Raw genomic sequence first — 16,007 nt, 5'->3', positions numbered from 1 at the left:
CCCCCGCATACCCTTTCCAGACGCGCCCTCGTTCGGCGCTGCAAGGAGCGATCTCCGATGACCCCCGCGACCAATACCGCCGCCGCGCAAGGCACCGCCCCGGACCTTCCCTACTATGCGGCCTCGGGAGGCGAATGCGTGCTGTTCGAGCAGGCCTGGCGCAACCGGCTACCGGTTCTGCTGAAGGGACCGACGGGCTGCGGCAAGACCCGCTTCGTCGCCCATATGGCCGCGCGCCTCGGCCGGCCGCTCTACACCGTCGCCTGCCATGACGACCTCACCGCCGCCGACCTGACCGGGCGCCACCTGCTGAAGGGCGGCGAGACCGTCTGGGCGGACGGGCCGCTGACCCGCGCGATGCGCGAGGGCGCCATCCTCTATCTCGACGAGGTGGTGGAGGCACGAAAGGACGTGACCGTCGTGCTGCACCCGGTCACCGACGACCGGCGCACGCTCACGCTGGAGCGGACCGGCGAGACGCTTGTCGCCCCGCCCGAGTTCATGCTCGTCGTCTCCTACAATCCCGGCTACCAGAACGTCATGAAATCGCTGAAACCCTCCACCCGCCAGCGCTTCGTGGCGATGGAGTTCGGCTATCCCGACCCGGAGACGGAAGCGGCCATCGTCGCCAGCGAGACCGGCCTTGCGCCGGAGCGCTGTGCGCTGCTGGTGCGGGTGGCGAATGCGCTGCGCGACCTCAAGGGCCAGGACCTCGACGAAGGCGCCTCGACGCGCCTCGTCGTCTATGCGGCCACGCTGATCCATGCCGGCATGAAACCGGCAGCGGCCATCGACGCGGCGCTGCTGCAGCCGCTCAGCGACGATCCGGACGTGCAGGCCGCGCTCGCCCGCGTCGCCGAACTGGCGCTGGGGTAACGTCATGTCGCTGTTCGAGCCGGAAGAGTTCGTCGGGTCGCACTGGCACAGGCTGGTGGGCGGTCTGACCACCCTGCCCCGTCATCCGGACGCTGCGGTGACGCTTGCCGGACAGCGCCGGCAGCTCGGCGTGCTGTTCCGGGCGATGGGCGGCAGCGGCGCGCTGCGCCTCGTCGAAAGCGCGCCGGCCGTCTCCGCGCATCGCCTGTCGCCGCTGCGGCGTATCGGGCTCGGCGCGGAGAAGATGAGCCTTGCGATCCTCGACAGGGCGACGCTGCGCCTGCCGCCGGTCATCGACAGCTTTCCCGACCGCTCCGACAATGTCGCGCTGTACGAGTGGCTGGTCGCCTGGTTCGCCCATGCCGGCGAAGGTCGCGAGCGGACCGGCGATCCGCTGGTCGACGATCTTCTGCGCCTGCGCATGAGCGTCGCCACCACGCGCGCGGCGCTCGTTGCCTGGCCGGGCCTGCGCCCGCAGTTCCACCGGCTGCGCGCTGCGGCCCTTGCGGTGCGCCCGCAGCGCGCCCTTCCCGCCACCGAGATGCGCGTCGAACAGGCGATCCGCGCCCTGCTCGGCGGCCAGCGCGGTGATGCGGCGGACGGGTTTCTCGCCCTGATCGAGAGCCCGGACGCGAGCCTTTCCGGCCTCACGGCGCCGCGCGGCTACCGCACCTATCTGCCCGTGCCGCTGTTCGGCGAAATCCGCGCGGAGGCCGGCGCTCCGCGCCCCGACGATGCCGAAGACCCGACCGGCACCTCGATTTCCGTCGACGCCCGCCGCCGCCAGGCCGAGCGGCGCGACACCGACATGAGCGACCGCGGCGATCCGCTCTACTTCCACCGGTTCGAGACGATCTTCTCGCTGGCCGAGATGGTCAATGTCAGCCGCCGGGTGGACGACGACGACGAGGACGGCGCCCGGCAGGCGGCCGACGACATCAGCGAACTGACCATCGGCAGCAACCGGCAGAAGGCCGGCGTACGGCTGAAGATGGATCTCGATCTCGCCCCCTCCGAGGCCGAGGACGGGAGCCTGGCCGAAGGGCTCACCTATCCGGAGTGGGACTGGAAGCGGCAGGCCCACCGGCCCGACCATTGCCGCGTCATCGCCGCGCGCGCGCCCGAGACCGGCGATGTGTGGCAGCCGGACGAGGCCATGCAACGCCGCATCCGCGCCGTCCGCCGCCAGTTCGAAGCGCTGCGGCCCCGGCGCATCGTGCTGCACGGGCAGCCCGACGGCGACGATCTCGACCTTTCCGCCCTGGTGCGCGCCGAAGCCGACCGCCGCGCCGGCAGCGCGGGTTCCGAGAACGTCTTCACCTGCGGCCGCGCTGTGGAGCGGGACCTCTCCGTCGCCGTGCTGATGGATGTGTCGCTGTCGACCGACGCCTGGATCGGCGGGCACCGGGTCCTGGATGTGGAGAAGGCGGCCCTGCTCGCCCTCACCCACGGGCTGACCGCCTGCGGCGACGAACATGCGGTCTACACCTTCACCTCGCGCCGGCGGCAAAGCGTGCGGGTCGACACGGTGAAGACCTTCGATGAGCCTCTCGGCCTCGCCGTCGAGCGCCGGATCGCGGCGCTCACGCCCGGCCAGTATACCCGCATGGGAACGGCGATCCGCCACGTTGCCGGGCAGCTCGCCTTGAGACCGCAGCGCCATCGCCTGCTGCTCCTGCTCACCGACGGCAAGCCGAACGACATCGACTATTACGAGGGGCGCTACGGGATCGAGGACACGCGGGCGGCGATCCGCGAGGCCCGGCGGGCGGGGCTGACCGTCTTCGGCGTCACCGTCGACGAGGCGGCGCGTGACTATTTCCCCTACCTGTTCGGCAAGGGCTCCTACGCGATCATCGCCGATCCGGAGCGGCTGCCCGGCGCCCTGCCGGCGATCTACCGGCGCCTCGTCTCGTAAGGATCAAGCGCCGCCGTCCTCTCCCGCGACAAGGCCCGCCCAGAAACCCGCGACTGCCGTGCGGTCGCCGAGCCGGCGGCTGAGCGCGATGCCTCCTTGCGCAATGGCCCGCGTCCGCGCCCGGTCGCGCGCGAGCGTCAGCACCGCATCGCGGAAGGCGGCCGGCGCGTGCGCGGCGAAAACACCGTTGCGGCCGTCCTCGATCACCGGGCCGAACACCGCCGTCGGCGTGTAGATGCCGGCCGCGCCCGCGACCGCATGCTGGTGCAGCTTGATGATCGAGCGCCCGTCATTGACCGGATTGACGGCGTAAGGCGCCAGCGCCACATGGTGCCGCGCCCTGTTCAGCCAGCGCTGAAAATCCTCCAGCACCATCGGCGCCCTATGCGCGACCCGCCGCGAGGCCGGCAGAAGCGCCTCGCCCTTGGCCCCGAGGAACGTCTCCACGCGCAGGCCGGGCTCGGCACCGAGCGCCTCCGCAAGGCCGGGGGCGACGGCTGCGAAGTCCTCCGCATGGGTGGCCGTTCCCAGGAACAGCACCCGCGTCTCGCCGTCCTCCCGGTCGAAATGCGCAAGGTCGCCGGTGGGCGCAAGATCGGCCGGATGCAGGAAGGCGCCCGGCACCGGCGCCAGCCGCTCCAGCAGCCGCCGGTTGGGGGCGACCGCCACGTCGACGAGTTCGAGCAGCCTTGGAAACAGGCCCGACAGGAACCGCGCGATCCGCCCGCGGTAACGGGGATCGAGCCGGATGTCGCTCGCCATCGCCCACAGATCGTCGTCGAGGAGATAGGCGACGCGCCCGCCCTGTGCCCGGAAGGCGGCAAGCAGCCGCAGGTCGCGCCCCGTCACGTAGCGTACGACCACGGCAAGGCGGCGCCCCTCACCGTCGGTCAGCGTCAAGCCGTGCTGGCCGATGCGGCCGATCCGCAGCCCGGCGGCGGCGAGCTCCGGCTCGCAGATCTCCAGATAGTGATAGCGCGTCGGATAGGCGGTCTTCGGCCGGCCGGTGAAATGGTCGAAAGCCGTCGCCAGCGCCGCCTTGCGAAACAGGTTGGGACGCAGGATCACGCGGTGCCCTCTTGCGAGAGTTCCGCGAGCCGTTGACGGGCAAGCTCGTTGTCCGGGAAAAGCTCCAGGGTTTCTTCCAGGACCGAGCGGGCCATATCGTGTTCGCCGGAGCGGCGCAGCAGATGCGCCAGCGTCACCCGGTAGCCCGCAACACCGGGGGCGCGCTCGACAGCCCTCCGCTGAAGCCTCACAGCTTCATCTGCATGTTCCGGAAGGCGCGACAGAACCCAGGCGCCGAGGGCCAGTCCACGATCATTGTCGGGAAACCGCTCGACGAGCCCGCGGGCCAGCTCCAGAGCCGCAGGGCTGGGTCCTTCCAGCGAAAATGTGAGCCTTGCATGTTCATGCGAGGCATCGAAATGCGATGGGTCTTCCGCTTCGGCCCTGCGTGCCCATCGCACCGCCTCTTCCGCGTTGCCAAGACGCTGGAAAACTCTCGAGCGATGGTAGCTGCGCGAAGGCTGCGGTTCCTCGGCGGCCGTCTTGCGGATGATCACCATCTTGGCGGGGCCGTCGGACAGGCCCGCTTCATTTACGAATGTCACGCCGGCAATCTGCGAAGCGGCCTGCTGATAGCGTTCTTCGGGGATATCTCCGGTTTCCGCGAACCGGCCATCCAGCAGGAACCGCGAGAACAGCTCGGCCGTTTTCGGCACCGCCTTCAGCTCTTCGATCTGCGCCGGCTGCCAGTGCAGGTCCTCGATGATGTAGGTCCCGCCCGGCACCAGCGCCGGAAACAGCTCGATGAACGCCGTCTGCTGATGCCACGAGGCGTGCGATCCGTCGTCCACGATGACGTCGAAGCCTTCCGGACACGCCCCCCGTAGTCGCGCAAGGTCCACAGGCTCCCCCATATCGCCCTGCACGAACGTGAAACGCTCAAGGGAAACGGCGGAGAAATCGGAAATGTCGAAGCCGAAGATCTGTGCATTCGGCAGATAGTCCAGCCACATCCGTACCGACGGCGCGTCGACGGTCTCGCGACGCGCACTGCCCCCGGTCGCTTCCGGCCCGCCGACCAGCAGTCCGATCTCCAGAAAATTGAGCGGCTCCGCCCTGCGATGAGCAAGGAGCAGGTCATATACGGCGGTATAGCCATGCGCGTCGCGATTGCGATAGCCCTTGTCCGAGCCGTATCTGTCCGCGAGCGCGCTAAGGTCCGGGCGCAGACCCTGCTTGGTCATCATAAGGCTCCTGCTCGTACGGTTGCCGCCGACCATACCTAGACCAGCGGACAAGCTGCGACCAGCATCCGTACGAGCAGTGGGCGGTTTCCACAATTCAGACGGCTGCTCCGTCCCGCATCTTCAGCCATTGCGCCCCGTCGGAATAGGCGAACTGGGCTCCACCCGCCGCGTCCTGGACATAGGCGAGCGTGCCGGCCCCGACACTCGAGGCCGACGGCAGCGCTGCCTTGAGATAGGACCCGGTGCGCACCGGCCCCGCCACATGCAGCCGCGTCGTCGGCGCCGCGGTTCCCACGCCGACCTCGCCGCCGCTGGCGATCCGCACACGCTCGCTGCCGCCGGCAAAAAGCCGATGCGAGCGCGTCGGTGTGTCGTACATCGACATGATGTCCGCCTGCGCCCCGTAGATGTAGAAGGCAGAGCGGTTCCAGTCGGGAACGCCGATCCAGGCCTGGGTACCGCCGGGGCCTGTATTGATGAGTTGGAGGAAGGCGGCCGCCGAAGTGGTCATTCGCAGACTGCCGGAAATCTCCAGGCGTACAGGACCCGGCGCCTTACCGATGCCGACGTGGCCGTTGGCGCGATCGACTGTGAAGGCCTGAACCCAGTCCGCGCCATCGGCGGACACTTTCAGGTGTAGATCGTCCGAACCGAGAAGCCCCAATTCGGCCCGCCCCGAATAACCGGACTGGAACATCACGCCGGTGGCGTCGCCCGTCGTCGCCTTGTTCACCTTGAGGGAATGACTGCCGTCTCCGCCGTCGAACAAGCTTGCCGGGCCTCGTACCGCCAGCCGGTTGGTCGCGTCCGCCGTCGCATTGATCCCAAGCATGCCGAATGCGGCCGGAAGATCGCGCCATTCTTCCCCATCGTGGACGAGAAGCTTCTCCTCGTCCTCGATCCAGGCGAGCCAACCCGCACCGGCAACGCAAAACCGCCAGCCTGCCTGATGCCATATCGCGACCGATGCGCCGTGCCCTTCCCAGTCGTCGCTCCCCGCACCGGCGACAAGATACCTGTCGCCGTCGAGCGGGGAGACCGGCGGCACACCCAACGAGCGCGACAAAACAGAAAGCTGGACAAGATCATCCAGCATCGCCAACGCTTCATTGTGCGTAACGTGTTTCTGCCCCTGCGCAGCTTGCAACAGAGGCAGAGAGAGGTTCTTTGTAACCGCGCTCACTAGACTAACTCCTCCTTCTTGTCTCTGGGAAACTTTAGCACCCACAAGACAGGCGAGGATAATTTGCCTAGTGTTTCAACCTAATCATAAAGCCGCTTTGTAGACGGATTTCTTGCCCTGATCTGCTCCGGCCTTCCAAAGAACGGATGATCTTGCGGTCGTGCGTCTGGGTCCCTGTACTTCCTATGCTTGCACTGGCTTAGCAACTGAGATTTGCGAGTGTCCGCAATCCAGATACCGCGATCCTTCCACGGCCACTCAAGAAATGGCAGCATCGGCTTATATGCAAATACAAACCCAGCTTCGTTAAGCAAATTCATCAAGCTTCGTTCAGTCGGCCAAAAGGCATAGTCATTTCGATGAGAGGCCCAAGATCGCTTATCTTTAGCCCCGTCGGAGCTACCACCCTCGTGCTCGACGATAGACCGTCCATAGATCTTTCCACTTGAGCCCGCCTCGAAAACCTCCAAGCAATCCATTGCAACGTGCGTATCGAAAATAACTACGCCGCTACAAATCTCTCGCAACCTCGTAAGGAAGCCCAGCAGGTCGGGAGCGTCAACATGATAAAGAATCCCAGCAGCAAGAATTACGTCGAATTTACCAATATCAGATGGAATATCCAGCATATCTCCCTGAATAAACGAAAGATTATCTAGTTTAGCTGCGCTTGCAGTGAAATTGCATTTCGCAACATTACTTTCTCTCACTTCCAAACCGAGAGCTTTGGCACCAAATTTTGCAAAGTGAAATGACATCCCTCCCTCAAGACAGCCCAGATCCAAAGTCCTTAGCGAGGCAAAGGGACGCCCCAGGGAGTACTCTGCACACGCAGCATAAAAAGTAGCGCGCTCCCTAATCCAATCAGCGTTACCCCCAGGAGCAATTGTAAATTCTCCGGGTGAATACTCAATATTATGCGCAGTCCAAGGGCCATGCGCGCGAATTACATCATCCTTATTCACCACTTTTCCTTCCATAATTTAGTATTGAGCGGAATAGAATCCTCTCATCAACGCATAATCGCCGTAGCAGTACTCAACAAGATTCCTCTGTGCACGCGGGCCAAGATCCTTGAAGTGGATCTTGTCTCCTCCCACCTGCTCGCGACCGAGCTCAAGGGGGCGTCCGACCGCGTTGGACAACAGGTCCACCAGGCCGCCGATCTCCTCGATGCGGAAAACCCGATGATAATAGGCAAGATCGGGACCGAGAAACGCGGACACCGGATCCGTGTGATGCCTGATAGACCCGGAAAGAATACGGAACTTACCGAGATTATTGAAGAAATGGTCCGGTGACGGATTGGGATGAACCCCGAGCCGAGACGCCAGATCGACGTCGATGTGGTTCTCCGAGAGCTCCCGATGGAATGCCACGCGATTGCTGAAGGCCGAAAGCAAACGGGTGATAGGATCACGAATGACGGCCACCCGCGTCATTCCAGCAAAAGGGCTCCGGTCGACATCCGCAAACGCGGGTGTCCCATAGGCGGCGTTGTGAATGTGCTTGAGAACACCGTCCTCCTCGTACATCTCGAACTTGCGCCCATGGTTCAACTCGAACATGAGCATTTTCAGAGAAGTACAAGCTGTCTTCGGAACCGGGAAATACACAATGTTATGGTTGTTCAGAACGACGGCCATTCACTTTTCCTGATTTTCTCGCAAGACGAAACCGAGTTGCTCAACCCACGTTCCAGAGTCGATATCCTTCCGGAGATCGGTCCGTCAAGGCAGTGCTGGTCGCGGTGGCGCCGTAGTTCGCCGCGATCCGCAGCCGGCCGATGATCTCGACCTCGTCGGGAGACGGCCGGCCGAGCAGCCGGTCGAGCCCGCGGAAGGCGTCCGCCGGATCGAGCGCACCGGCGCCCAGGCGGGGATTGGCCAGCATCTCCTCGACAAAGGCGAGCGCCGCTTCCTGGATCGGACCGATGGCATCCGCATGCTGGCGCTCCTCGTCGGGACGCTCTTCGCACGTCGCGACGATGCCCTGCGGCGTCCGGCGATAGCCCGCCGTCGAGCCGTGCCCGGCGGTGTGCAGCAGTTCGACCAGGCTCGGGCTCTTGCGCAGCGCCTGCGCCCGCACGGTGCCGTCGAGCGAAAACAGATAGCCCGCCGCATCGAAGCCGGTCAGCGCCGCCCTGTCGAGGAAGAGGCCGAGATAGCGCCCCGCCAGATGGCCGCTCCAGCCGCGCGCGCGCAGCACCTCGCCAAGCCCCTTCTGCAGCGAGCCGTGCCAGCCAATATCGACCAGCGTGACGGCCTGCGCGCCGATCACCCCTTTCTGCGCCAGATAGTCGGCGAAAAGGTCCGCATGCGCCTGGTTGGCGGCCTGCAGCGCTGCCCGGCACGCCTCGAAGAGTTTGGCGAAGCGCCCCGCCCCGGCCCGGTCGCCGATGGCCACCACGTCCTGCGGGGATGAGAAGCCCGCGCTGCGGATCTCGGCTGCAAACTCCTGCGGATCCAGCCCCCAGCGGGCCAGCGCGTCGGCCGGCGTCAGCCGCGCCCAGTTCTGGGCGAAGAGTGCGGCCGCCGCCTCCGGCTCGCTCACCGCGCGGGCCCGGTAGATCGCCTGGCGCGAGACCATCAGGTAGCGGCTTTCCGTCTTCGTGCCGAAGCGCCGGCAAAAGAGGTCGAAGGCCCGCTTCATCACGAGGCCGTCGCGCGAGCAGAAATGCAGCGCCGGTGTCTCGTTCGCCTGCGCCTCCTGGTGCAGCCAGCCGGCCATGCCGAACAGCAGCGGGCCGAGGCATTCGCGGCCGACCCGCTGCAGCACCGGCAGGTCTTCGGGCTCGCGCGGCGCGATGCCGGAGCCGAAGAGATCGTCCGCAACGGCCGCAAACATCGCGCTGGAGGGCTGCGGGCTGGGATTGCGCCAGTCGATCCGCCAGCGGCCGACAAGCCGCCCCGCCGGATTGCCGACGCGCAGATGCGTGATGCCGGATTGCAGCGCACGCGAGCCGTCCGACCAGGGATTGTCGCCGAGATGGGCGATCTGCCGGGGCCTCACGCCCATCTCCTCGCAGACATGGGCATAGAGATCGCCATGATGCTTGGTGCGGTCGATGTCGCAGGAGACGAACAGACGCTCGTGGCCCGCGTAGCCATTGCGTGACAGCGCCTCGTTGATGAAGTCGGCGCTGGAGTAGAAGTCCGAGACGAGGACGACGCGCTTTCCGCACGCCACCGCCCAGTGGTAGATCGGCTCGACGCTCGGAACCGGGGCGAGGTGCTCGAGCTCGACCTCCTGCTCGATCCGCTGCGCCTCGGCGAGCGCGGCATGGGAAACGCTGGCGCGCCCCAGCGTCGGCAGCAGCGCATTCATGCGCTCATACATCTCCGCCAGCGTGACTTCGTGGCCGCGCCGCGCCTCCAGCGCGCAGCGGGCATCGCGCTCGCCGCGCATGCGCAGACGCGCGAACTCCGCCGCCGAAAGCCCCAGCAGCGGGCCGGCCTTCTCGCCGATGGTCAGGAACAGGTCGATCGGCCGGAACACGCCAACGCGCCGCAGCAGCGTCTCGAAGATGTCGAAGGAGATCACGTCGAAGGGCGCCAGCCGGCGCAGGACGAAGTCCAGTTCCTCGTCCGCACCGGCGGGGGTTGCGGCAACGGGAAGCCGCACCACGTCCAGATCGAGATGGTTCAAGGTCATGAGCGTTGCCCTCGCGCGCGCCCGGTCAACGGCGCCTGGTGATCAGCTTTTCGATATGCTTCATGTGATCGCCCCGGTCGTTGAGCAGCTTCTCCAGCCAGTGCATGTGCTGGCGCATCTCGCGCAGCTCGTCCGTCACCTCGCGGTGCATTTCGCCCATGTAGAGCATCTGCCCCTCGCCGCTGCCCTGGCCCATCCCTTCGCGCATGTGCCGGTTGATGTAGAGTGCGCGCTGGATCCGGTGTACGTCCTTCTGCGCCACGACCGTGTTGCCGTATTCGCTCGTCGTGCCGGCGGAGCGGTGGTGGTAGAAGGCCAGCGGCTCGCGCAGCACGTCGATGCGGAAGCGCTGCGCCGCGCGCAGGTGGAAGTCCCAGTCGCCCAGCACCGGCAGCTCGCCGTCGAACAGGCCGACCGTTTCCATCACCACGCGGCGGAACAGGAAGGAGATCGGCGGGAACTGGTTCTCCACCGAAAGCCGCGTCAGCTCCAGCGCCTCCATGTTCTTGAACAGGAACCGCTGGCGCTCGATGACCTCCTCGCCCTCGATATCCTCGATCACCACGGTCGCATGGGTGACCACGCCGCCAACCTCCGGCGACGAGGTGTCGAGATGGGAGATGCAGCGCTCCAGGAACTTCGGGTCCCAGGCGTCGTCGTCGTCATGCACGACGAGGAACTCGCTCGCCGAGTTGGTGACGCCGGCATTCGAGGCGTTCTCCATGCCGGTCGAGACGGGATTGTTGATCACCAGCACCCGCCCCTGAAAGGCAGCGCGGCGCGCCTCCACCAGCTGGCGCACGGGCTCGGGATCGCCGCCGTCGTTGACCACGACCAGCGCCCAGTCCGTGTAGGTCTGCGACAGCACGCTGTCGAGCGCGCGCTGCAGCAGGATCGGCCGGTCCTTGGTGCGCATGATCACGGCGACACGGCCATAGGCGATGCGCCCGGCGACCGGCAACCCGCTGCGGGCCGGCAGATGCGGATCGACCGGCGGCTGGTCCCAGCGCTGGGTCAGGCCCTGCGCCAGCATCAGCATGCGGTGGATGCCGTGCGGCAGCTCGTGGGAATAGGCGCGGATGTTGCGCTGGAAGTCGACCTGCGCGCTCTCGCGTCCGCGCAGCATGCTTTGCGCCGCCACCCGGTACCAGAAATGCGCCCGGTTCAGCAGCTCGTGCCGCAGGCCGAGCGTGCTCGCCCTCGCAAACAGCTCCCAGTCCTCGTGGCCGCGGCCGAAGTCCTCGGTGAACCCGCCGATGGTCTCGAAGGCCGCGCGGGTGATCAGCATGTTGGCATCGCCGAAGCAGTTGGACAGCACGCCGACGGCAAGATCGGGGATCAGCGGCACGCCGATCTCGCGCGGGATGTCGCGGCCGGGCTCTATGGCGTCGGTGCCGTCGAACATGGCAAAGCGCGAGGTGACGATGTCCGCCCCGGTCGCCAGATGCGCATCGACGAAGGCGTCGATCATGCCCGGATGGGCGAGATTGTCGTCGTCCATGAAGACGATCAGCTCGCCGGTCGAATTGCGCACCGCTGTGTTGCGGGCCGCGCCCAGATAGCTGTTCGGCTGGCGCACGACCTTGCCGTTGACGGCGGCAAGCTCCGCCTCGATCTCCGCCAGTTCCCCGGCAATGCCCGGCACGGCGCTGCCGTCGTCGACGACGACGATCTCCAGCTCCCGATAGCCGCAGGCCAGCACCGAGGCGAGCGTCTGCCGCAGCAGGCTGGTGCGGTTGAAATGGCTGATGCAGACGCTGACGCGCGGACGCGGCGCTGCGTTTGCGGCGCTCGCCGTCTGCGGCACGGCAGCCTCCACCTCCCGTGCAAGGGCAGCGCCCATTGCAGCTGCGGCAGCGCCCGGGGCCTGCGGCGCGCGGGCACCGCAGAGTACGGCTTCCAGCGCATCGGCAAGGTCGGTGGCATTGCCCGCACGCACCGAGGTCAGGTCGGCCAGGGGAAGCCCGGCAGCACAGGCAAGGCCGTCCCAGGCGGTGCCTTCGACCGCCGGCAGGCGAATACCGATGCCGTTTGCGGCGAACGAGCCGAGCAGCCCGGCGAAACTGTCGAGCGTCAGATCCAGGTGGATGCGCAGGTCGAAGCGCCACTTGCGGGCGCGCTCGCGGATATAGGCGCTGGCGCGCCGGCCGCGCACCCAGTCCTCGGTGCCGGCAAAGACCACGCCGACCGTGTCCGGATCGATGCCGGGCCGGCGCATCAAGCGGTCGAGGGCATCGCAGAGCTGAACGAGGCCGGTGCGCGTGCGCAAGGGCGCGGCGAAGACCAGCCAGCGGCGCTCGTCCCCCTCCTGCGGGAAACCGGCGGCGCTTGCCGCCGTGCCGACCTCCACCGGGACGACGAGAGCGCGCTCGCCGGCCGACGGCTCCAGGGCGGTGCAGGTCTCCAGCACGTGCGCGGAGGGCGCAAGGATCCGGGTGCAGGCGGCAAGGGCCGCCTTTTCCAGCGCCTCTTCCACCAGCAGTTCGGGCCGTTCCAGCAGCTGGTCGCGGTCGAGCAGGTCCTGCACGGCGAAGGTATCGGCCAGCATCACCACCTGCGTTGCCGCCGGCAGCAAGCCCTGGCGGCGCGAGGTGGCGCAATAGGACAGGATGCCGGACCGGCTGGTGCCGGCGATCAGCGAGAAGGCATTGGCCCGCGCCCACAGGTCCAGCGCATAGGCCCGCTCCTGCATCCCGCCGGCCGTCGAGGGCAGCACCGCCTGCGGCAACGGCACGAAGGCCGCGCTTGCCAGCAGGCCGGCATTCTCGCGGCCGATGAGATCCTCCACCAGCGGGGCGAGATCGCCGCTCGCACCGCGCAGCGAAGCGCGGTGGCCGCAGGACACGATGGTGATCGGCGCAACGTCGGCGCGCGCGGCAGCCGCCGCTGCCAGCAGCACGGCGCGCGCCTCCTCGCGCGACTGCGCATTGGCGAGCGGATCGGGCATGACGAAACAGGCGCCGGTGCGGCCATGGCCCGCGTCCTGCAGCCGGTACGCCCCGCCGCCGGTCGAGACCGCCTGGTCGAGCAGCACCCGCCCGTCGAACGTGGCACGCACGCGCACGGCGGCCTTTTCCGGGATGGCGCGCTCGAAGCGGAAGCCGTGCGCATCGGTGAGGAAGCTTTCGGCGGCGAGCTGCGGATGGGAATCGCGCGCGAGGCGGGTCTCCACCACCTTGCCGTCGACGATCAGCGAGACCTCGGCGACCGCCTCGCCGTCCCACGGCAGAACCACCCAGCCGGACACCGCGCCGCCGAAATATTCGACGCGGGTCAGCGCATTGGTGCGCGGCTCGCCCGCGCGGAACATCAGCGGCCGCTCCGGCCAGCGGCTCTCCTCGCCGACGATGCGGGCCTCGACCCGGTGCGGCAGCCCGTCGCGCCAGCGCGCCGAGATGGACACCGCAAACCGGCCGATGCCGACATCGTCGTCCGGCAATCCGCGGGCGACCTCGATGGCCACCGGCTTGTCGTCGATCAGGATTTCCACCGCGGTCTCGCGGTTGTCCTGCCAGCGGTCGACGACCTTGCCGGAAATCCGGTCGTCGACGATGTCCATCGACAGCTCGAAGCGCCGGAAGGAGAGGTCCCGGGAAACCGCCACAGTGCCCGGCTGGCCGGCGGCATCCGCCGCGCCGATGCGGACCTTGTGCGTCCCGTCTGCCAGCTTCAGGGCGGGCACATGCGTGTCGAAGGCGAAATCCGGTCCGGCGGAAAGCTCCGCGACCCGGCGTTCGCCGATCCATACGCCGCAGGGCCCGCTCGCCGCCTTCAGCAACAGCCCCTGCCCGGCGATCCTGCGGTCGGAGACCTCTGTCACCGCGACGGCAAGCGCACCATCGGAGGCGATATGCAGCGGCACCTGCGCCGAGCCTGCCGGCTGGCCGTTGGTGCTCACGGCAACGCGCACCTTTGCCGGAGTGTCCGTGCCGGCCGACTTGACCAGCGCGGCGATGTCGGCAGGCGCCGCCCGCCAGGAGAAGGCATGCAGGGCATCGGTCGCGCCCTTATGCACCACCTTGCCGTCGAGCGAGATCTCGATATCCACCGACCTGCCGGCACCTTGCGGCAGCCAGGCCGCACCGTCGACGGCCAGCGGCGTCAGCCGCGACAGCTCGCAGCGCACCTTGGCGAAGCTGCGGGCCCCCACCACGTGGAAGGGCTTCGGCCGCCCCTTGCATCGCAGCTCGATGGCGTGCGAACGGCCGTCGCGCAGCACGGCCGGGATGGCGAAGCGGAACATGCAGGAGCCGCCGGCCTTGCCGGCATCGGCCAGGTCCTGGCGGTAGAGGTCGGCCACGGTCTCGGCCAGCACCACGCCGTCCTCGACCAGTTCCAACGGCAGGCGCTTTTCCGGCGTTGCCGGGGCCCAGATCCAGCCGACGATGCCCTCGTCGCTCACCGTATCCATAGCGAAGTCGAGCGCCGAGGCGGAGGCCGCCTGCGGGAAGACGTGGAACGGCACGCGCGCACCGGCAAGGCGCAGGCTGAGCCGCGCCGGCGGCGTCTTCGCCACCTCCTCCGGCAGATGCATGTCGAACGCATGGGCACCGTCGCCCTTGCCGGCCTGCTTCAGGTCCTCGCGGTACCCGTCGGCAGTGGTGCTGGCGACCACCCGGCCGTCGGCCACGGCCTCGATGCGCACGCGCTCGCCCGGCCGCTTCGGCATCCAGGCCCAGCCGGTGATGCGGCCGGGCGTCTTGCTGTCGATATGAAACTGCACCTTGCCGGCGGCAACGCGCGGCGCCTGCCAGAACGGACGGCGCGCGCCCTTGCAGCGCAGGCCGAGCCGGCCGGTGACGCCCGGCTCCGGCAGGGTGATCAGGAAACCATGGGCGCCGTCGCCCTTGCCCGCTTTCAGCAGGTCGTCGCGGAACTGGTCGGCCTCGACGGTGGCGACCACCTGCGCGCCGTTCAGGATCTCGATGCTGATGCGCTCGCCCGGACGGCCCGGCCACCAGGCCCAGCCGGCGATCAGCCTCGGGCCCGTCTTGTCGACATGAAAGTCGGGACGCGGCCCGCGCCAGAAGGCAAGATTGGCCAGCAGCTTGTTCTTCGAAGGCCTGTTCGTCCCAGTGTTCAACATCGCTGTCCCGATCTGCAGGTCTTGCCGGTCATTCAGGTCGTGTAGGCGCCGCGCTGGTGCCAGCGCCACGCGTCGGAAATCATCTCGTCGAGGGTGGAGCGCTGCGGGTCCCAGCCGAGCTCCGTGCGCGCCCGGGTCGAGCCGCAGACCAGCTGCGTCGCATCGCCCTCGCGGCGGGCGCCTTCCAGCACCGGCACCGGCTGGCCGGTGATGCGGGCGGCGGCCTCGATCACCTCGCGCACGGAGAACCCGCGCCCCGTGCCGAGGCAAAAGACGCGGTTGCTGTTGCCCTGCCTCAGCCAGTCGAGGCCGGACAGATGCGCATCGACGAGATCGCACACATGCACGTAGTCGCGGATGCAGGTGCCGTCCGGCGTCCTGTAGTCGGTGCCGAAGATGGTGATCGCGTCGCGCCGGCCGCTGATCGCGTCGAGCACCAGCGGAATGAGGTGGGTTTCCGGCACGTGGCACTCGCCGATCTCGCCGTCGGGATCGGCGCCGGCCACGTTGAAATAGCGGAAGATGGTGTGGCGCAGGCCGGCCGAGATCGAGAAGTCGCGCAGCATGTCCTCGATCGCCCGCTTGGAGGCGCCATAGGCGTTGATCGGGGCCTGCGAGGTGTCCTCGTCCAGCATCACGCCGTCCTGCTCGCCATAGGTGGCGCAGGTGGAGGAGAAGACGAAGTCGAGGCAGCCGGCGGCAATCGCCGCCTCGATCAGGGTCAGCGTGGCGCCGACATTGCCGCGCCAGTAGCGGCCCGGATCCCGGATCGACTCGCCCACCTGGGAGAGCGCGGCAAAGTGCATGACGGCGACCGGCTTCCACCGGGCGAAGACCTCGTCGAGCCGCGCGCGGTCGGAAAGGTCGCCCTCCTCCAGCGGGCCGAAGCGCACCGCCTCGCGCCAGCCGGTGGCGAAATTGTCGAAGGCAACGGGAAGATAGCCCGCACGGCGCAGCGCCTTGCAGCAATGCGAGCCGATATAGCCGCCCCCTCCCGTCACCAGAACAGTTTCTTCGGCCATGCCCCGATTCCCG

General features: G+C 67.5%; 10 protein-coding genes. 2 read left to right on the top strand and 8 right to left on the bottom strand.

Annotated features, from left to right (window positions below):
* Positions 1–57: 57 nt before the first annotated feature.
* Both GH266_RS22470 and GH266_RS22465 read left to right on the top strand, forming a co-directional pair.
* Positions 58–876: a CbbQ/NirQ/NorQ/GpvN family protein gene (locus tag GH266_RS22470; protein ID WP_158195833.1), complete on the top strand. Its 819-nt coding sequence runs from the start codon at positions 58–60 to the stop codon at positions 874–876.
* Positions 877–880: 4 nt separating this feature from the next.
* On the top strand, positions 881–2,794 hold the full coding sequence (locus tag GH266_RS22465; RefSeq protein WP_158195832.1) for a nitric oxide reductase activation protein NorD: 1,914 nt from the start codon (positions 881–883) through the stop codon (positions 2,792–2,794).
* A 3-nt stretch (positions 2,795–2,797) separates the two neighbouring features.
* Here the strand turns inward: GH266_RS22465 and GH266_RS22460 are convergent, their stop codons facing one another.
* From GH266_RS22460 to galE, 8 genes are all read right to left on the bottom strand, one after another.
* A complete protein-coding gene (locus tag GH266_RS22460; protein ID WP_158195831.1) occupies positions 2,798–3,862 on the bottom strand; it encodes a glycosyltransferase family protein in 1,065 nt (354 codons plus the stop codon).
* Positions 3,859–5,046, bottom strand: a complete 1,188-nt coding sequence (locus GH266_RS22455) for a tetratricopeptide repeat protein (protein ID WP_158195830.1) — start codon at positions 5,044–5,046, stop codon at positions 3,859–3,861. Before GH266_RS22455 ends, GH266_RS22460 begins: the two co-directional genes overlap by 4 nt.
* A gap of 97 nt (positions 5,047–5,143) precedes the next feature.
* Positions 5,144–6,232: a DUF2793 domain-containing protein gene (locus GH266_RS22450; protein ID WP_158195829.1), complete on the bottom strand. Its 1,089-nt coding sequence runs from the start codon at positions 6,230–6,232 to the stop codon at positions 5,144–5,146.
* An 80-nt stretch (positions 6,233–6,312) separates the two neighbouring features.
* The gene (locus GH266_RS22445) at positions 6,313–7,197 is read right to left on the bottom strand and encodes a class I SAM-dependent methyltransferase (protein WP_158195828.1); all 885 of its coding nucleotides are present in this window, start codon (positions 7,195–7,197) and stop codon (positions 6,313–6,315) included.
* Between the two features lie 18 nt (positions 7,198–7,215).
* Entirely contained in the window at positions 7,216–7,878 is a 663-nt protein-coding gene (locus tag GH266_RS22440; protein ID WP_158195827.1) for a sulfotransferase family 2 domain-containing protein, read from the bottom strand.
* A 40-nt stretch (positions 7,879–7,918) separates the two neighbouring features.
* Positions 7,919–9,886 carry an HAD family hydrolase gene (locus GH266_RS22435; RefSeq protein ID WP_158195826.1) on the bottom strand — a complete coding sequence of 656 codons (1,968 nt, stop codon included), beginning with the start codon at positions 9,884–9,886 and terminating at the stop codon, positions 7,919–7,921.
* 25 nt (positions 9,887–9,911) lie between these two features.
* The gene (locus GH266_RS22430) at positions 9,912–14,969 is read right to left on the bottom strand and encodes a glycosyltransferase family 2 protein (RefSeq protein WP_158195825.1); all 5,058 of its coding nucleotides are present in this window, start codon (positions 14,967–14,969) and stop codon (positions 9,912–9,914) included.
* A gap of 35 nt (positions 14,970–15,004) precedes the next feature.
* Entirely contained in the window at positions 15,005–15,994 is a 990-nt protein-coding gene (gene galE, locus GH266_RS22425; protein ID WP_158195824.1) for a UDP-glucose 4-epimerase GalE, read from the bottom strand.
* Positions 15,995–16,007 lie beyond the last annotated feature (13 nt).

This window comes from Stappia indica (genome assembly GCF_009789575.1).
Classification (GTDB): domain Bacteria; phylum Pseudomonadota; class Alphaproteobacteria; order Rhizobiales; family Stappiaceae; genus Stappia; species Stappia indica_A.
Note: the sequence above shows the minus strand (reverse complement) of the source record. Positions and strands in the feature narration are given on the sequence as shown.